We start from the raw sequence: 17554 nt of genomic DNA on the forward strand, positions 1-17554 counted from the left end.
ACCTCATGGACCGTCCAACGTCATACCTTCTCATCACCGGTGTCACCGTCGCCGGCATCGTTGCCAGCGCCATCGCGGCCGAGGCCGCGTCGGGTTCGGTGTCGATTACCAAGAGCCGCGGCAAGATCTGCATGACCTCGAACGGTCTGCCCGATCACGCCACCGGCAGATTTCCGAATGCCGGAAATCCCAACCGGATCGCAGCGCAGTTCATCGAGGTCTGCGTCCCGGAGAATCCGGTCAAGACCTCCCGCGCCACGCCGTTGCGCGGCTCCACCGGCTTTGCGCTCAACGGCGTCATGATCCGCCCCGGCACCGCGGATTACTACGACCCGTCCTCACGGCGGGGCTTCAGCCGCAATCGGGCCTCGGGCTGGCTGCTCGACGGCAAGGGCGCGGGCTCGATGCTCGGGCTTGATGCCAACAATGCCCATGTCGACAATCGCGGGCTGTATCATTACCACGCCAAGCCGACCGGCTTTCTCAAGGGCAGGAACTCCAGCCTGATAGGCTTTGCCGCCGACGGTTTCGAGATCCATTATGTCGGCGCCAAAGCCCGGTCCGGCTACACGCTCAAGCCGGGAAACCGCAATGGCGGCCCCGGCGGCAGGCACGACGGCACCTATGTGCAGGACTGGCAATATACCGGCGGGTCCGGAAAACTAGACCAGTGCAATGGCGGCGAGCTCAACGGCAAACTCGTCTATTTCGTCACCGACAGCTATCCCTATTTCCCGCATTGCGCCTGGGGCAAGGTGAGCCGCGATTTCGGCAGACCCTGACCCAGTATCATGCCCGGTTCAAACACCTTGATCCGGGCATCGCAGCAGCTTGCTGCGGCCCGTATTGCGCAACCGCAGCAGCTGATGCATCTTTCTGGCGTCTCGCGCGTTAACTTTCTGTCCGGCTCGCTCCCACGGCGTGCCGCCCTGCACAGAAAGAGGAAAACGAACGATGGACGCTATCCAGATTGGTCTCGCACTGACCGCCGCCTGCCTTGCCGCAGCAACGACAGTCGTCAAAGCCCGGGCCGAGACAATCGATGCCACGTCCATCAACACCGCGACATTCAGCGGCGATCCTCTGCCCGAAGGCCAAAGCCCGCTGGCCGTGCGCGTGCAGATCCTGCTCGACCGGGCCGGCGCCTCGCCGGGCGTGATCGACGGATATTCCGGTGACAATCTGGAAAAGGCCATCCGCGGCTTCGAAGAGGTCAACAGGCTGCCCGTCGACGGTCAGATCGACATGATGCTGTGGGACACGCTGCAGGCCATGGGCTCCGACGTCATCGTCAGCTACACCATTACCGAAGACGATGTATCAGGCCTCTCCGCCGACCTGCCCGACGATTATGCCGAGCTCGCCCAGCTCGACCAGATCGGCTTCACCAGCGTCGCTGAAAAGCTGGCCGAACGCTTCCACATGGATATTCAGTTTCTCTCCGATCTCAATCCCGGCACCGAATTGTCGGCCGGGACGACGATCTACGTTGCCGATACCGGCACAGATATCGAGGCCGAGGTGGCGAGCCTTGTCGCCGACAAGAGCGCAGCGCGGCTGCTTGCCTATGACGCGACCAACACCCTGATCGCGATCTATCCGGTGACCATCGGCAGCTCCAGCACCCCGTCCCCGAGCGGCAGCCACACCGTGACCGCCGTCGCGGTTGATCCGACCTACAGCTACAACCCGGAAAATTTTGTTCAAGGCGACAACCAGGAACCGCTGACCCTGCCGCCGGGTCCCAATGGTCCGGTTGGCAATGTCTGGATCGATCTGTCCGAGCCAACCTACGGGATCCACGGCACGCCGGAACCCTCCAAGATCGACAAGACCAGCAGCCATGGCTGTGTCCGCATGACCAATTGGGATGCCGGCGAGCTGGCGCATATGGTCAGCCAGGGCGTGACCGTCGAGTTTCGGGATTGATCCGATGAGGCGGCTGCTTGTGCTACCCGCCGTGCTCGCCCTGGGCATGGGGCTCGACCTGCCCGAGGACGGTCCCGTGCCACCGGAAAAGCCGCGCCAGCAGCAACCGGCCGACGGCACCATCCCGGTCCCCGCGCCCAATCCGGCAGGTGAGAAGACGGAGTCCGAGGATCAGGTGGAACCAGCCGCAGCCGGAGAAAATACCTCTTCCAGCGATCCCGAACCGCAACCGGCGCCCCAACCGGGTATCACCGCGCCTGAACCGGATGAGGCGGCACTGGTTGAATGTGAAGCGGAATTGCGCAAGCTCGGCGCAGTGTTCGATCGGATTGACCCGGTCAGCGGCGAAAATGGTTGCGGCATCGACGCGCCCTACAGTATCGAGCAGGTGATCGCCGGCGTCACGCTGTCGCCAGCCTCGCAACTGCGTTGCGACACCGCACTGGCGCTGGCCAAATGGACGAGCCGGGTGCTGGTCCCGGCCACTTCGGCGCTGCCGGGCGACGTCGCACTGACCACGATCAACCACGGATCGGCCTATGTCTGCCGCCGCCGCAACAATCTGGCAACCGGCAAGATGTCCGAACATTCCATCGGCAATGCCATCGACATCGTGAGTTTCGGGTTCAAGGGCCGCGATCCGGTTGCGGTTTCCCCGCGGGCCGGCAGCGGCACCATGGAAGAGGCCTATCAGCGTGCCGTGCGCGGCGGCGCCTGCCTGTATTTCACCACGGTGCTTGGCCCGGGCACCAATGACAGCCACGCCAATCACCTTCATCTCGACATCATCGAGCGCACACGCGGCTACCGTCTTTGCGAATAGTCGGCGTGTCGCGTCGATGTGCCGTCAGCGATTGCCCTAGAACAGTCCCTCGATCTGTCCCTTGTCATTGAGGAAGATCTTTTCCGACGAGGGCGTGCGGGGCAGGCCCGGCATGGTCATGATCTCGCCGGTGATGACGACGATGAAGCCGGCGCCGGCCGAGAGCCGGACTTCCCGCACCGTCACACTGTGACCGGAAGGCGCGCCGCGCAGGTTCGGATCGGTCGAGAATGAATATTGCGTCTTGGCCATGCAGATCGGCAGTTTGCCATAGCCCTGCGCTTCCCATTGCCTGAGCTGCTCGCGAACCGATTTCTCCGCGATCACCTCGCCCGCGTGGTAAATCGATTTGGCAATGGTCTCGATCTTGTCGAACAGCGGCATCTCGTCGGGATAGAGCGGCGCGAACTCTGCCACGCCGGACTCGGCCAGCTCGACCACCTTGTGGGCCAGATCCTCGATGCCGGCCGAGCCGAGCGCCCAGTGCTTGCACAGGATCGCTTCGGTCCCCAGCGTGGCGACATAATCCTTCACCGCCTGCACCTCCGCCTCGGTGTCGGAAACAAAGTGATTGATCGCCACCACCACCGGCACGCCGAATTTCTTCACGTTTTCAATGTGTCGGCCAAGATTGGCGCAGCCCTGCTCGACAGCGGCGACATTTTCGGCGCCAAGCTCGTCCTTCTTGACGCCGCCATTCATCTTCATGGCGCGAACCGTGGCCACGATCACCGCCGCATCGGGCTTGAGTCCGGCCTTGCGGCACTTGATGTCGAAGAATTTCTCCGCGCCCAGATCTGCGCCGAAACCTGCTTCGGTGACGACAAAATCGGCCAGCTTCAGCGCTGTCGTCGTTGCCACCACCGAGTTGCAGCCATGGGCGATATTGGCGAACGGCCCGCCATGCACGAAGGCCGGATTGTTCTCCAGCGTCTGCACCAGATTGGGCTGCATCGCGTCCTTCAAGAGCACCGTCATCGCGCCATCGGCCTTGATGTCGCGGCAGAAGATCGGGGTCTTGTCGCGGCGGTAGGCAACCACGATGGCGCCCAGCCGCTCTTGCAGGTCCTTCAGATCCTTGGCCAGGCACAGGATCGCCATGACCTCCGAGGCCACGGTGATGTCGAATCCGGTCTGGCGCGGGAACCCGTTGGCAACGCCGCCGAGATTGACCACGATGTCGCGCAGCGCCCGGTCATTCATGTCCATCACCCGGCGCCAGACGATGCGGCGGGCGTCGATCTCCAGCTCGTTGCCCCAATAGATGTGGTTGTCGATCATCGCCGAAAGCAGATTGTGGGCGCTGGTGATGGCGTGGAAATCGCCGGTGAAATGCAGGTTCATTTCCTCCATCGGCACCACTTGCGCCATGCCGCCGCCGGCAGCACCGCCCTTCATGCCGAAATTGGGGCCCAGAGAGGCTTCGCGGATGCAGATCATTGCGCGTTTGCCGATGCGGTTGAGACCGTCGCCAAGTCCGACCGTGGTGGTGGTCTTGCCCTCGCCCGCCGGCGTCGGGTTGATCGCCGTGACCAGGATCAGCTTGCCGTTTGTCCGGTCCTTCTGCGCGGCGATGAAACCGGCCGAGACCTTGGCCTTGTCATGGCCGTAGGGAACCAGGTCCAGTTGCGGAATGCCCAGCTTTTCGCCGATTTCCATGATCGGTTTCTTGGTCGCCGCGCGGGCGATCTCGATATCGGATCTGTGCTGAGTCATTGATTTTTTCCTCTTCCCCACATGGCCGCATCTGGCGCGCGACCTTAGCCGATAAATAGAAACCGAAAGGACCGCAGATACGGGCGCGAAACGAGACGCTGAATGCGCCAATTGCGACACGCACCCGCGACCGCCCTCCGAAACGAGCCTGTCTTGCGGCAGCTTCTGACCTGCCACCTTTCTGGCAGCGCGGTGTGTTGCGTGCAACAAGCACATCGCTATAAGGGTCTGAAAAATTCTGACCAGCGGGGCTGCCGGCTGGTTTATTCCGCACAATGCAAGACAGGTTAACGACCGCCATCGCTCAAAGGTGTAGCCATGGCAGCAACCCAGCCAGGGAAGCCGGCACAGCCGCCGCGCCCCCTGCCGCGCCGCGCGATGACTGGCCGCCACCGGCAGGCCGGTCAGTCGACGCAAGAGAGATTTGCGGAAGGTAAGACACATGAAAGCTGCGCTGCATCCCCGCCAGAGCGAACGTCTTCAGGCGCTTTACTCCTACGAAACGCTCGACACGGACCGCGAGAAGGATTTCGACGACATCGTGCAGCTGGCGTCTTCGATCTGCGGCACATCGATATCGCTGGTCAGCCTGGTCGATGCCGACCGGCAATGGTTCAAGGCCTCCGTCGGGCTGGACATGACCGAGACCCCGATCGAGACGGCCTTGTGCTCCCACGCCATTCTCGAAGAGGAATTCATCGAGATCGAGGACACGCTGAACGACCCGCGCATGGTCGACAATCCGCTGTGCTGCGGCGCGCCGGGCCTGCGCTTTTATGCCGGCGCCCTGCTCAAGACCCCGGATGGCCTGCCGATCGGAACGCTGTGCGTGCTCGACCATCAGCCCCGTTCCCTGACCCCGCTGCAGCGCGATGCGATCAAGGTGCTTGCCCGCCAGGTGATGGTGCAGCTCGAATTGCGCAAGGCGATCGGGTCCGCCGCCACCATGCGCCAGGAAGTCGATCACCGGGTCAAGAATTCGCTGCAGTCGCTCTCCGCTTTTGCCCGCATCCAGGAGCGCCGGCTGCAATCGGAAGAGGCCAAGCAGGCCGTTTCCAAGATCAAGACCCGGATCGACGCGGTCGCGACCCTGCATGAATATCTCTACAAGACCGATGCCGGATCGAATGTCGATCTCGGAGTCTATCTCAGGAACATCGTCGATTACCTGGGGGAAACCACGCCGTCCAACGTCACCATGGAATATGCCCCGGTGTCGGTCGAAGTCGGCTCGCAACAGGCAGTCTCCGTCGGCACACTGGTCAACGAGTTCGTCGCCAATTCCTACAAGCACGCCTTTCCCGACCAACGCGCCGGCGTTGTCCGGATCGAGCTTGAAAATCCTGCGCCGGGCACAGTCAGGGTCACCTGCTCCGACAATGGCACGGGCATGCCGCCCGACATCGATTCACGATCCGGCGGGCTCGGTATGAAGATTGCCGAAATCGCCTGCATGGAACTTCGATGCGAGCTCGAGCTCAAAATCGCGGCCCAGGGCGTCACGGCGGTGATCGAGTTCACCCCCGAACCCCGGCCGCAATACCGGCGATAGCACCAGGGGCGGACCGCAAGCCCGCCCCATTCAAGCCATTCAGACCTGGCCTTACCCGTCCGCCATCGCAATCAGCCCGGCATTGCCCCCGGCAGCTGCGGTGTTGACCGACACCACTTGCTCGACCGCAAAGCGCATCAGATAATGAGGACCGCCGGCCTTGAAGCCGGTGCCTGACAGGCCAGAGCCGCCGAATGGCTGGGTGCCGACCACGGCGCCGATGATTTTGCGGTCGCCATTCGCCTCTCCGGAAAACTCTATTCCGCCTTCTTGCTGATCCGCGCGCCGGCCGGCAGGACTTCCAGACTGCGCCGATCCATTTGCTCCAACACCTCGTTGAAGCCAAAACGGGGGCGCCAACCAAGCTCAAGCTCTGCCTGAGCGGAATCATAGACGCGATCAATTGAACTTGGGAGCGCCCAACCCCTCCGCTCGAATGCGGCGGCAAGGTCGGGCGCCCGCTCCTTGATCACGGATGCCGCATCCCTTGCCAAAACTTCGCAATCCTGCCGCACGAAAGGCGTGGCGGCGGAAACGATATAGCGCTGGAAGGCCTGCGCTCCGCCATTTGTGAGGGCAGCGAGGTGCGCATCCGCTACATCGCGAATGTCGACACCGCGATGCAGCCTGTAGGCTGCCATGACATTGCCAGGCTCAGGAAAGCTCCGCGACATGCGCAAGACCCTCACGGTCAGGTCCGGGCCGGCCATGTCCTCCAGGCATCGCTCGGCTTCGATTTTCGTCCGGTGATAGATGCTCTTCGGAAGCGGCGGCGTGCTTTCATCGATCCACGTGCAATGGCCTGCAGCGACGGCATGGCCATACAAGGCTGTCGTACTGGTGAAGATCAGCCGCTTCACGCCGACAGCCAACATCGCCTGTCCGACGAGGCAGGTTCCCTCCACATTGATACGCTGAAACTCCTCATCAGGAAGCGTGCCGACATGAGGCGCGTGCAGTGCCGCTGAATGAATGACAGCATCCGCTCCCTCGAAAGCCGAACTCAACAACGCCTCGTTGGCGAGATCCCCGACGATATGAGTGGTCGAGAAGGGAGAGCGGTCGATGCCGACAATCTCGTGCTGCTCCGACAGGGCAGCGAAAATGGCGCGGCCAACCCGCCCAGAACTTCCTGTCAACACAATGCGCATGCGGGACTCTCACACAAGAGTGGCGCAAATGGTCCCGATCAGCGACCACTTTGCAACTGACCCTACCCGATCGCAAAACCGTCATTCCTCAACAGGTGAGTACGCGGACGGCTTCGCGGGGACAACTCCAGTGACATATACCGCTCGCAGCGCGGAAGTCACAAGGCAATCTGACCGAGGCGTCGATCTGACTGCTCGTCCCTCGCGCCCGCCCGCCTTATCCGTCCGCCATCGCGATCAGCCCGGCATTGCCACCGGCTGCCGCGGTGTTGACCGACACCACTTGCTCGACCGCAAAGCGCATCAGGTAATGCGGACCGCCGGCCTTGAAACCGGTGCCCGACAGGCCCGAGCCGCCGAATGGCTGGGTGCCGACCACGGCGCCGATGATGTTGCGATTGACATAGACATTGCCGGTGTCGAGACGGTCGATCACCTTGCGCACGGTCGATTCAATGCGGCTTTGCACGCCCAGCGTCAGGCCAAAACCGGTGGCGTCGATGGCGTCGAGCACAGCGTCGAGCTTCTTGGCCTTGTAGCGCACCACATGCAGCACCGGTCCGAAGATCTCCCGGTCGAGCGCGCCGGCATCTTTCAGTTCGACGATATGCGGGGCGAAGAACAATCCCTCATTCGGCACCTCCCCGGCATAGGTCAGTTTCTGGGTCTTGGAGATGGTGGCGATATGGGCTGCCAGCATGTCGCGCTGGGCTTCGTCGATGACCGGACCGATATCGGTCGAGGGCTTTGACGGATCGCCGAGCTTGAGTTCGCGCGCGGCACCCTCGATCATCTCGAGCATCTGATCGGCCACGTCTTCCTGCACGAACAAAAGTCTCAGTGCCGAGCAGCGCTGTCCGGCCGAGCGGAACGCCGACATCACCACGTCATCAGCCACCTGTTCGGCCAACGCCGTGGCGTCGACGATCATCGCATTGAGCCCGCCGGTCTCGGCGATGAACGGCACGATCGGGCCGTCCTTGGCGGCAAGCGTCCGGTTGATGGCGCGCGCGGTCTCGGTCGAGCCGGTGAAGGCCACGCCGCCGATTTTCGGATGCGAGGTCAGCGCAGCGCCGACATCGCCGGCACCCGGCAGGCACAACAGCGCATCCCCGGGCACCCCCGCCTCATGCAGCAGTGCAATCGCCTCATGAGCGACCAGCGGTGTCTGTTCGGCAGGCTTGGCGATCACCGCATTGCCGGCAGCCAGACCGGCGGTCACCTGGCCCAGGAAAATCGCCAGCGGGAAATTCCACGGCGAAATGCAGACGAACACGCCGCGCCCGCGCCAGCCCAGCCGGTTTTCCTCGCCCGTCGGTCCGGGCATCGGCTGCAATGTGGCAAACATCTCGCGCGAACGATCGGCGTAATAGCGCAGGAAATCCACCGCCTCGCGGATTTCGGCGATGCCGTCATCAAGCGTCTTGCCGGCTTCCGCCGCCAGCAGCGCCATGAACCGGTCGCGGCGCTCCTCGAGAAGATCAGCCGCCCGGTCAAGCGCGGCCGCGCGAACACCGGCATCGGTCCGCGACCAGGTCCTGAAACCCTGGGCGGCGATGCCCACGGCCTTGTCGACATCTTGGGGATCGGTGAACCGCACGGTGCCGACAATCTTTGACGCGTCGGACGGGGATCTGATCTCCTGCGCCGCGCCGCCTTTCAGACCGGGCGCGAGAGGTCCCGCCTCGACAGTGGCGCCGGAACGCTGCATGCCTTCGACCAGCGAGGCCAGCTGAAACCGGTCGCCGAATTCGACACCGCGCGAGTTGACCCGGTCGGGATAGATCGCCAGTGGCAGCGGAATCTGGCTGTTGCGCGCCGATTGCCCCCGGGCCAGGCCGAGCTTGGCGTCCGGGCGCTCCAGCAGCGAGGTGATCGGGATCTTCTTGTCGCCGGCCACCGCCACGAAGGACGAGTTGGCGCCGTTTTCCAGCAGCCTGCGCACCAGATAGGCGAGAAGATCGCGATAGCCGCCGACCGGCGCATAGATGCGGCACGGCACGCGGTCATTGCTCTTGCTAAGGCAGTCATAGACCACTTCGCCCATGCCGTGCAGGCGCTGGAACTCGAAGCCGCTGCGGTCTTCGGCCATCTCGATGATGGTGGCGACCGTAAGCGCATTGTGCGTGGCAAATTGCGGGTAGATGACATCGCGCAGGTCGAGCAATTGCCGCGAACAGGCGAGATAGGACAGGTCGGTCGCGGCCTTGCGGGTAAACACCGCATAGCCTTCCAGCCCGCGTTCCTGGGCGCGCTTGATCTCGGTGTCCCAATAGGCGCCCTTGACCAGCCGCACCATCATCCGGCGGCCATGTTTGCGGCACAGGCCGGCAATGTGGTCGATCACCTGCGGCGCGCGCTTCTGATAGGCCTGGATGGCGAGACCGAAACCGTCCCAGCCGGCGAGCGACGGATCGGCGAAGGCCCGGTCGATCACGTCGAGCGACAGTTCCAGCCGGTCGACTTCTTCGGCGTCGACGGTGAAATTGAGATCATGCGCCTTGGCCATCTGCGCCAGTGCGATCAGGTCCGGCACCAGTTCCTCGAGCACCTGCTCGCGGTGGGTGGCGATGTAGCGCGGATGCAGCGCCGAGAGCTTGACCGAGATGCCGGGCCGATCGGGCAGCTTGCGGCCGGACGAGGTCTTGTTGGCAGCCTTGCCGATGGCGGCAATCGCATCGGCATAGGACTTGAAATAGCGCTTGGCATCGGCGCGGGTGCGGGCGCCCTCGCCGAGCATGTCATAGGAATGGCGATACCCGCGCGTCTCGTTCTTGGCAGCGCGGCCCAGCGCGTCCTGGATGTTTTCGCCCAGCACGAAATGATGCCCGAGAAACCGCATCGCCTGGCGTGTTGCGGTGCGCACCGAGGGCATGCCCATGCGCTTGACCAGTCCGCGCATCACACCTTCGGGTGTTTCGCCGGGCTTGATCACCCGGGCCGACAGGCCCAGCGCCCAGGCTGAGGCTGCGACAAACCAGGTGTCGCCGTGGGATTCATGCTCGCTCCAGCCGCCCTCCTTGAGCTTGTCCTCGATCAGACGGTCCTGGGTCAGCGCATCGGGCACCCGGAGCAGCGCTTCGGCCAGAACCATCAGGGCCAGGCCCTCGCGCGTTGAAAGACCGTATTCGCGCAGGAAATCCTCGACACCGCCCATCTGGCCGGAGTCTGAACGGATCGCCTGGATCAGTTTGGTGGCGCGGGCATCAATGGCCCGGTCCTGCGCACCGCTGAAGGAAAGGGTCTGGCTGAACTGGTGGATCAGCCGGTCATCATCAGCCGCATGCGGCGCGTGAAAGGCAGGCAGGTTTGACGTGTGTGTGGCGGCCATGACAATCTCCCGTGAATGATTCAACATACATATTGATTGCTGGATAATCTCTCCGTATTCTCAACACCAGACCGTATCTTTCACTAGATTTTTGCCATTCCTTGGAGAATTCATGAGGGAAATTGACCGCATAGATCGGAAGATCCTTCGCGCCATGCAGGATGACGGGCGGCTGACCAATCTGGAGCTGGCCGACAAGGTCAGCCTGTCGCCGACCGCCACTGCCGAACGGCTCAAGCGGCTCAGCCGCGATGGCTTCATCAAGGGCTATGCCGCGCGGCTGTCCCCACAAAAACTCGACCGCGGCATGCTCGTCTTCGTCGAGGTCAAGCTCGACCGCACCACGCCGGATGTGTTCGACGCCTTCGCCCAGGCCGTTCGCACATCCGACGATGTCATGGAGTGCCACATGGTGGCGGGCGGTTTTGACTATCTGGTCAAGGCACGCGTCAAGGGCATGGAAGCATACCGGACATTTCTCTCCGATGTAATTCTGTCCCTGCCAGGTGTCCGCGAAACACACACCTATCCGGTCATGGAAGAAGTCAAGAACACTGATAAAATTCCGGTCTGAAGCCTACCCCCGGGCGCTGTTGCGGATTCAATACTACAAATTAAACGGGTATCGAACAATCTCAGTGGTGGTAACGCCGAATGAATGATCGTAATATCTTCTCAGGCAACGTGGAGATGTGTGTTGAATGACGGCTTGCTATCGATGAAGGGGCATGATGCGCTTTTCCGCAGTCTGAGTACGGTCAAGACCGAAATCGAACTTGCAGGATTTTTGCGTACGCTGGCAGCCAGATTCAACTACAGGGGCTTTTTGATTCTCGACATTCCGTCCGCGGTCGAGGATCAGCTGATACCTAGGATCGTGCTGTCGGACCTTCCGGCCGGCTTCATGGAAACCTATGATTCCATCGGCCTTTTGAAGAATTCCCCGACATTTGCCACTCTACGCCGGTCAACCGCACCGGTGAACTGGTGCGCGGAAACCGCAGGCGTCGACAGGCCCTTGAACGAGGTCGACATCGCACTGCAGCTTTTCGTCCGCCACAAGATGAATGTCGGCGTCTATTTCCCGGTGCATGGCGCCACCGGAGACCGCGCCGCCATCGGTTTTCTCGGCGACCGCTCCGAATTGAACCATCTGGAAATGGGCGAACTGGGCATCTTCGTCATGCACGCCTATGACGTGTTCTCCAATCTCAAGAGCAAGACACTCAGCGTCAACAATGTGCTCACGGCACGCGAGGTCGAAGTGCTGCATTGGGCCGCCCACGGCAAGACCTCGGCCGAGATCGCGGCGATCATCTCGCTGTCCGATCACACCGTCAACGCCTATATGAACTCCGCCATGCGCAAGCTCGATTGCGTCAACCGAACGCAACTCGTCGCCAAGGCGCTGCGCCTGCGCCTCATCAGCTAGAGATGCCTTGTCTTCGGCATCCCCATCGGGAAGAAAATTGTGATCAGATACGAATTCACAGACGCTGAGCATCCCACGCAGGATATGGATCACATCCGGCTCAGTGACCGGGAAATCGTCGGCCTGATATCGTGCCAGCACACGATCGGATACTGGCGCGCGGACCTGGAGACAGGCCATGTGTTCTGGTCAGACGACATCTACACGATTTTCGGCATGCCCTTTTCCAAGGGGCCGATCGACCTGCCCCAGGCCAATGCGGTGGTCCATCCCGACGACCTGCCCTACATGCTGGAACTGTTCGAACGCCTGGCGGTGGAAAAAACCGGCTTTCACTATCTCCTGCGGATCAAGAACGACCAGGGCGGTTACAAATTCATCCGCACGGTCGGCCGTTTCCGCATCGCCGATGATGGCCGCGAAGAGCTGTACGGCCTTGTCGAGGAAATCTTCGACCACATCCGGACGATCGGTATCATGACCAGGCCGGCCGCGAATTAGGCCGCCCGCCCCGGCGATGAAGCGCCCGGGACAGGACTGCAGCCCGGCCCGGCCGGTCAGCGGTCCAGGATGCCGCGGATCTCGACCAGGTTCGACCGGAACCGGAGCACGTAAAAGCCCATGGTCGCCAGATGCGTCGGCATGATCCAGCCACTTTCATTGCCGTTGGATATGATGAAGGGCTGGATCTTCAGCGCCGCGGACAATTGCTCGTCCATGTCATCCCAGAGCTGGCCCAGATTGCGCTGTGCAACCACGTCGCGGAAATCCTCGCGGGTGGCTTTCAGGATCCCGTAATAGCCATAGAGCTGGCCATAGGAAAACCAGAACCGGTCATCGGCGCGGGTGTCGAACCAGCCGCCATTGTAGTTCTCCGACCGGTCGCGAAGGATGGCCGATGTCGAGCCGACATCAGAGGCGATGCGATCGAGAAACTGCACGAGGTTGTCGGTGCGCGCGTCATAGATCGCACTGCAATTTTCCAGCCGGGTGTTGAAGGCGGCCAGATCGGCAATCGCCGAACGGTAAAATGACGGCGTCGGTGTCTTGGGCAGGAACGGCCAGCTCAGATACCAGGTATATTCGTCAAACTGCATGGCGCCGCGCGCATCCTGCAGATCGCCATCAACCTGGCTGGTGCCGCGCACGCGCCCGAGCGTGTCGACAAACTCGACCGTGGTGCGGCGGATCGCCTGGTTCACGCCGCGCTGAAACGCGGCCTTGTTGTCGAAGAAGGGCGTGTGGTCCCAGTCGACGCCGAACAGGCCGGCCTTGTAGAGAATCATCGACGAGATCCAGGCATTCTCGTTGACGTTGAAATCGATCAGGTCCGATGTTACCGAAACCATCGCCGATGGCGCGCAGGTTCCGTCAGCCTGCTGGGCGCCCGGCGTGACCGCCATGATCTCGCGCTTGGCGGGATAGTCGGGATCGAATCCCGACCAGACCTGGGTCTGCCAGAAAAAATAGCCGTAGAGCCCGACAAAGACGACAAGGATGCCGCCGACAATGGCCTTGAGCAGGAAACCCCGCCGCCGGTACCAGCCGGCCAGGGCGACGAAGGGCCACAGCAGGAACGAGATCACGACGCCGATACCGCGGCCGAGAGCATTGAAAATCCGTTCGAAGAATTCAATCACCGGATCAAACATCGTCTTGGTATCCTTCCAGTCCGTACAGCCGTGCCCTGAGCGCCGCCTTGTCATTCAGATAGGTCTTTCCGAGCACATCCACAACATGAGCGCGGTAGCTTTCGGAATATCCGTCATAGGCCTGGTAAAAGCCCTGCTTGTCAAAAACGAAGCGGCTGACGAAATCAAACGGCGCCATCTGCGCCAGCAGCCGGTTGGTCAGCCACTGATCGGAATGGTCGGGAACCGCGCGGCACAGCATCAGCCGGCGGTCGGCGCGAATCTCCGCCATCTTCACCTGTCCGGTGGAGGCCACCTCGCGCATGGCCTCCTGCAGGAACGGGTAGATCCCCTGCTCCGAGATCAGCGCGGCATTGTGGTGCATCCAGGTCTGCAGCCAGACCCTGTCGGTTCCGGCAAGATCAACGGTGGGATCGGTTCGGCGGATCAGGTCGCCTACCGCCATTTCGGCGCGATGGGCAAAGAACCCCGACGGCTCGACCCATGAGGCCCGCGGCAATTGCAGCCGTCCGGTCTTGGACAGGTAATCGAAGATCCGGGCATGGTCGGTGTTCTCGATATAGCTGACCTCCCGGGGACGCGAGCGCTTGAAGCCGGGCGCATGGCTGTCGCAGATCACCGTGGTGGTGCGGTCGTCGCGGAAGATGAACACGCCGCCAAAATGATTGGCCCAGTAGGATGTGTGCGGAAACACCAGCTTGTCGGGCACCAGCGCGTTCTGTCTTATATCACCGGTTTCGCGCGCCAGCTCGACCATCCGGTTGAGCATGGCGTCGTCGCGCCATCCGGTCTTCGAGGTTTTCAGCCGGTCGACCAGCTCGCGCAGTTCGGTGGCCTTGCCCAGCATGTTCTCCGCCGACATCACCCGGAAGCTGACTTCCTCGATTTTCAGCAGATCCTCGACACCGGTGACCACGGCCACCGGGTCCTCGATTTCGCCAAACAGGGCGTCCTTGATGGTGACCGCATGCACGGCGCGGCGGTTGCCGTCGAAGAACTGATGCATCAGGCCGGCGGTGTTGGAAAACTGGGTGTGAACCACCGGCAGGTTTTCCTGCTCCGGCGTCAGGATCACGAAGCGGCGGTTGACGCCATTGGGATCGAGATAGTCGTTGTCGCCAAGCTCTTCGGCAATCTCGGGCGAAAAACCGGTCATGTCGATGCGGAAGCTTTCGAGCCTGGTCTGTTTCAGCCCGAACGCCGTGAGCGCCTTGTTATAGCGCGCAACCAGATGCGGCCCGTCGATCGGCAGCAGACGGCCGTAGATCAGTTCATTGTCGACCAGCCGCTTCATGAGGAGCGCTTGCCGATGAGTGAAATGTCCAACGCGTCTGCCGCGCGGATCATGGCATTGTCGAGTGTCGCCAAGGGAATACGCCGCCTCCGGGCAAGTTCAAGATAAGCTGCATCATAGGCGCTGAGCTGGTAATCGTCACAAATAACCTGGGCCTCGTTCCACAGCGCCGCCGCACTTTCCTGATCGGTCTTGATCGGCAGGTCCGAGATCCGCATCAACGCACCATGCCTGTATTCCGGCGTGAGCCGTTTTCGCCGAACCGCCACGGCGAAGCCATTTGCGATCTCGGCATGCCAATGGGCTGGAACCCAGGCCGTCTGGTCGATCAACATCTCGGCGACTTGCTCCACCGTATCAGACACCTCATCGGGAAACTGCCAGGCAAAAATCACCGACGCATCGACCACGAAGCTCAAAATCGCCGGCCTTCCTCGATCATCTCCTTGATCGATGCGCCATCTAGCGCGTTGCCGACCCGGTTGGTGCGAATCCAGTCAATTGCCGCGCGCACGCGCGCCTTGCGCTGCTCGTCAGGCTCGGTGGAGACCAGTTTCGCCACCGGCTTGCCATGGCGGGTGATGGTCACTTCCTCGCCGCGTTCGACGCGTTCGATCAGCGCACTCAGAGTGTTGCGCGCTTCCAGAATCCCGACCTCTTCCATGACGATCTCCGATTATGGCTAGTGTGGCTAGAATATAGGTGCGCCGTGACCGAATTGCAATTGCGGTGCCGGCGGCGCGACATGGTCAGATCGTCCCCCAGGCCCCCTTCGCCTTCATAGTCTCGATTTCGCGCAGCGCGCGTTCGCGCTGACGTTCGCGCCTTATGATGTCGTTCACGGCCGTGGCGTCCGAGCGGTCGGTGTAGCGGAATTCGGAATCGGCGTAGCGGTTGATTTCCTGCAGCACCATCTCGATGGTGAAGGGCTTACGCAGCTCCGAGATCATCGCGACCTTGTCGTCGTATGCCTTGTGCATGAAAGCCTCGGGCGTCTCGAACCACGCGTCGGGCAGATCGATATCCATCGCCCGCATCTTGATTGCATCGGTGATGTTCTTGATCGCGCGGCCGGTAAAGCGCGGCTCGGCCAGCTTGATCTGGTGCAGATAGGCGCCGATGTCGGCAATGGTCTTGACCTTGCCGTTGTCTTTCTCAAACCGCTCCCAGACCGAGAGCAATCCCTCCTCCTGCGGCTCATCATGCCCGTCATAGGAGCGCGCCACCGCCTGTTTGATTTCCTGGCTGGCAAACAGATCATGCGAGCCGAGCGGGATCGAATGGTTCTTGCCGGCCAGCAGCGCGAAAATGTCGATGTAATCGTCAAGCGATTGCGGCCCGTCGACCAGCCAGCGTGCCCCGGCGCGTTGTCTGAGCGCATCGTCGACATTTTCCGGATAGTTCGAAAACATGCCGAAGCTGCAATTGCCGCGCACCACCGTGGAGGCGCCGGCGAAAGCCTCCATCAGCACGGCGGTGACTTCCTGCTGGCCCGCCGAGGCGCGGTCGTCGGAGCGCTTGGCCGCGACCTGGTCGATGTCATCGATGGTGCCGAAACCGATGGCCCGCGGGTTGAGCACATTGTCGACAAAGGCCTTGCAGTTTTGCCCCGACTTGCCCTGGTAGGACGAGATCTGGTCGACACCGAAATTCTCGTAGTGGAAGGGATAGCCCGCGACCTGGCAGTAATCATTGATCATGCCGGCCAGCATCTGGATCAGGATGGTCTTGCCGGTGCCCGGCGCGCCATCGCCGATGAAGGTGAACAGGAAGCCGCCGAGCTCGACAAAGGGATTGAGCTGCCGGTCGAAGTCATAGGCGACGATCATCCGTGCCAGCCGCATTGCCTGATGCTTGGCCAGATGATTGCCGATGATCTCGCCCGGCTTCTTGAAGCTCATCACCAGCGGCTTGCGCCGTTGCCCAGTGCGCCACGTCGAAGCCGTCGAGAGTGAAGTTGTCGCTCTCCAGCCTGAGATGCGATTGCGCAAAACCGCCCAGCGCATCGAAGCGGGCGCGGCGGCTGATCAGCCCTTCGATGGCAACCCGCGCCAGAGCGCGGGCCCGGGCGGTCATGGCAACCTCGTCGGGTGCTCCGGAAATGGCTTCGTCGAGTGCGGCCACGATCGATTTAAGCGCATCCTGCGGCGTGTCGAACTGATAGTCCGGCTCCTCGGTGTCGTTGGCCGGTTCGCTCTCGCCATCAACCGTCTGCAGGACATAGGCCGCAAGGGTGAAGGCCGCGACATAGGCCGAGGCCGACAGCAGCCGCTTGAACCGCTCGGCCTCCTCGCCCTGCAAGGGGGCGCCACGATTGCGCGACTGCAGGCTTTCGAGATCGGTCTGTTCGGCAAACAGCTCCGCCACGGCCAGGGCCACGGCAATGCCGCGCCGGGTGCGAAACAGCAGTGTGTGCTGCGGGATCGACAGCATCGGATCATCGGGGCGGATCGCCTGGATGGTCTTGCCGAACTCGATCTCGCGGGTGCGCCGCAACCCGCCGGTCGAGACGGTGGAGACAAAGCGCCGGTTGGTGCCCGCCAGCGGAGTGGAGGATGCGCCATCCTGCCTGCCCAGTACGACCACCCGCGTCACCATGCCCTGCGCCACCGATTGATGCCGGGCGATGTCGTCTTCGGAAATGGTTGTCAGCCCCGTTGTCTGGCTCATGACC

Annotated in this window: 14 protein-coding genes and 2 pseudogenes; 7 read left to right on the top strand and 9 right to left on the bottom strand. The window is 62.0% G+C overall.

Going from position 1 to position 17554, the window contains the following annotated elements; genetic code table 11:
* Positions 1-5: 5 nt before the first annotated feature.
* From OEG82_RS19805 to OEG82_RS19815, 3 genes are all read left to right on the top strand, one after another.
* A complete protein-coding gene (locus tag OEG82_RS19805; protein WP_267614079.1) occupies positions 6-782 on the top strand; it encodes a YHYH protein in 777 nt (258 codons plus the stop codon).
* 172 nt (positions 783-954) lie between these two features.
* Positions 955-1929, top strand: coding sequence for a L,D-transpeptidase family protein (locus tag OEG82_RS19810; RefSeq protein WP_267614080.1), 975 nt, complete (start codon positions 955-957; stop codon positions 1927-1929).
* Positions 1930-1933: 4 nt separating this feature from the next.
* Complete coding sequence (locus OEG82_RS19815; protein WP_267614081.1) at positions 1934-2752, top strand: extensin-like domain-containing protein; 819 nt, start codon at positions 1934-1936, stop codon at positions 2750-2752.
* 36 nt (positions 2753-2788) lie between these two features.
* On the opposite strand, the gene OEG82_RS19820 is transcribed toward OEG82_RS19815, so the two are convergent.
* Entirely contained in the window at positions 2789-4468 is a 1680-nt protein-coding gene (locus tag OEG82_RS19820; protein WP_267614082.1) for a formate--tetrahydrofolate ligase, read from the bottom strand.
* A 442-nt stretch (positions 4469-4910) separates the two neighbouring features.
* On the opposite strand from OEG82_RS19820, the gene OEG82_RS19825 reads away from it, so the two are divergent.
* Positions 4911-6020: a histidine kinase dimerization/phosphoacceptor domain -containing protein gene (locus OEG82_RS19825; protein ID WP_267614083.1), complete on the top strand. Its 1110-nt coding sequence runs from the start codon at positions 4911-4913 to the stop codon at positions 6018-6020.
* 51 nt (positions 6021-6071) lie between these two features.
* Here the strand turns inward: OEG82_RS19825 and OEG82_RS19830 are convergent.
* From OEG82_RS19830 to putA, 3 genes and pseudogenes are all read right to left on the bottom strand, one after another.
* Positions 6072-6251 (bottom strand): annotated as a pseudogene (locus OEG82_RS19830) (hypothetical protein); the annotation flags it as partial.
* Positions 6252-6277: 26 nt separating this feature from the next.
* Entirely contained in the window at positions 6278-7171 is an 894-nt protein-coding gene (locus OEG82_RS19835) for an NAD-dependent epimerase/dehydratase family protein (RefSeq protein WP_267614085.1), read from the bottom strand.
* A 217-nt stretch (positions 7172-7388) separates the two neighbouring features.
* Complete coding sequence (gene putA, locus OEG82_RS19840) at positions 7389-10502, bottom strand: bifunctional proline dehydrogenase/L-glutamate gamma-semialdehyde dehydrogenase PutA (RefSeq protein ID WP_267614086.1); 3114 nt, start codon at positions 10500-10502, stop codon at positions 7389-7391.
* A 112-nt stretch (positions 10503-10614) separates the two neighbouring features.
* Between putA and OEG82_RS19845 the strand changes: the two genes are divergently transcribed.
* The 3 genes from OEG82_RS19845 (at position 10615) to OEG82_RS19855 (ending at position 12435) form a co-directional block, all read left to right on the top strand.
* Positions 10615-11076: an Lrp/AsnC ligand binding domain-containing protein gene (locus OEG82_RS19845; RefSeq protein WP_267614087.1), complete on the top strand. Its 462-nt coding sequence runs from the start codon at positions 10615-10617 to the stop codon at positions 11074-11076.
* A gap of 123 nt (positions 11077-11199) precedes the next feature.
* Positions 11200-11934, top strand: coding sequence for a helix-turn-helix transcriptional regulator (locus OEG82_RS19850; protein ID WP_267614088.1), 735 nt, complete (start codon positions 11200-11202; stop codon positions 11932-11934).
* Positions 11935-11973: 39 nt separating this feature from the next.
* Positions 11974-12435: a PAS domain-containing protein gene (locus tag OEG82_RS19855; protein WP_267614089.1), complete on the top strand. Its 462-nt coding sequence runs from the start codon at positions 11974-11976 to the stop codon at positions 12433-12435.
* Positions 12436-12491: 56 nt separating this feature from the next.
* Here OEG82_RS19855 and OEG82_RS19860 read toward each other — a convergent pair whose 3' ends face one another.
* The 5 genes and pseudogenes from OEG82_RS19860 to OEG82_RS19880 all read right to left on the bottom strand — a co-directional run bounded on the left by OEG82_RS19860 (position 12492) and on the right by OEG82_RS19880 (position 17550).
* The gene (locus OEG82_RS19860; protein ID WP_267614090.1) at positions 12492-13586 is read right to left on the bottom strand and encodes a DUF2333 family protein; all 1095 of its coding nucleotides are present in this window, start codon (positions 13584-13586) and stop codon (positions 12492-12494) included.
* The gene (locus tag OEG82_RS19865) at positions 13579-14880 is read right to left on the bottom strand and encodes a DUF6638 family protein (protein WP_267614091.1); all 1302 of its coding nucleotides are present in this window, start codon (positions 14878-14880) and stop codon (positions 13579-13581) included. Before OEG82_RS19865 ends, OEG82_RS19860 begins: the two co-directional genes overlap by 8 nt.
* Entirely contained in the window at positions 14877-15290 is a 414-nt protein-coding gene (locus tag OEG82_RS19870) for a type II toxin-antitoxin system VapC family toxin (protein WP_267615018.1), read from the bottom strand. Before OEG82_RS19870 ends, OEG82_RS19865 begins: the two co-directional genes overlap by 4 nt.
* 5 nt (positions 15291-15295) lie before the next feature.
* Complete coding sequence (locus OEG82_RS19875; RefSeq protein WP_267614092.1) at positions 15296-15544, bottom strand: type II toxin-antitoxin system Phd/YefM family antitoxin; 249 nt, start codon at positions 15542-15544, stop codon at positions 15296-15298.
* Between the two features lie 85 nt (positions 15545-15629).
* Positions 15630-17550 (bottom strand): annotated as a pseudogene (locus OEG82_RS19880) (AAA family ATPase).
* Positions 17551-17554 lie beyond the last annotated feature (4 nt).

Source organism: Hoeflea ulvae (assembly GCF_026619435.1).
Taxonomy (GTDB): domain Bacteria; phylum Pseudomonadota; class Alphaproteobacteria; order Rhizobiales; family Rhizobiaceae; genus Hoeflea; species Hoeflea ulvae.

Coding starts and splice junctions, on each gene's coding strand:
- OEG82_RS19865 (WP_267614091.1), bottom strand. CDS start 14,880: ATGAAGCGGCTGGTCGACAATGAACTGATCTACGGCCGTCTGCTGCCG.
- putA (WP_267614086.1), bottom strand. CDS start 10,502: ATGGCCGCCACACACACGTCAAACCTGCCTGCCTTTCACGCGCCGCAT.
- OEG82_RS19875 (WP_267614092.1), bottom strand. CDS start 15,544: ATGGAAGAGGTCGGGATTCTGGAAGCGCGCAACACTCTGAGTGCGCTG.
- OEG82_RS19825 (WP_267614083.1), top strand. CDS start 4,911: ATGAAAGCTGCGCTGCATCCCCGCCAGAGCGAACGTCTTCAGGCGCTT.
- OEG82_RS19815 (WP_267614081.1), top strand. CDS start 1,934: ATGAGGCGGCTGCTTGTGCTACCCGCCGTGCTCGCCCTGGGCATGGGG.
- OEG82_RS19805 (WP_267614079.1), top strand. CDS start 6: ATGGACCGTCCAACGTCATACCTTCTCATCACCGGTGTCACCGTCGCC.
- OEG82_RS19820 (WP_267614082.1), bottom strand. CDS start 4,468: ATGACTCAGCACAGATCCGATATCGAGATCGCCCGCGCGGCGACCAAG.
- OEG82_RS19845 (WP_267614087.1), top strand. CDS start 10,615: ATGAGGGAAATTGACCGCATAGATCGGAAGATCCTTCGCGCCATGCAG.
- OEG82_RS19810 (WP_267614080.1), top strand. CDS start 955: ATGGACGCTATCCAGATTGGTCTCGCACTGACCGCCGCCTGCCTTGCC.
- OEG82_RS19860 (WP_267614090.1), bottom strand. CDS start 13,586: ATGTTTGATCCGGTGATTGAATTCTTCGAACGGATTTTCAATGCTCTC.
- OEG82_RS19835 (WP_267614085.1), bottom strand. CDS start 7,171: ATGCGCATTGTGTTGACAGGAAGTTCTGGGCGGGTTGGCCGCGCCATT.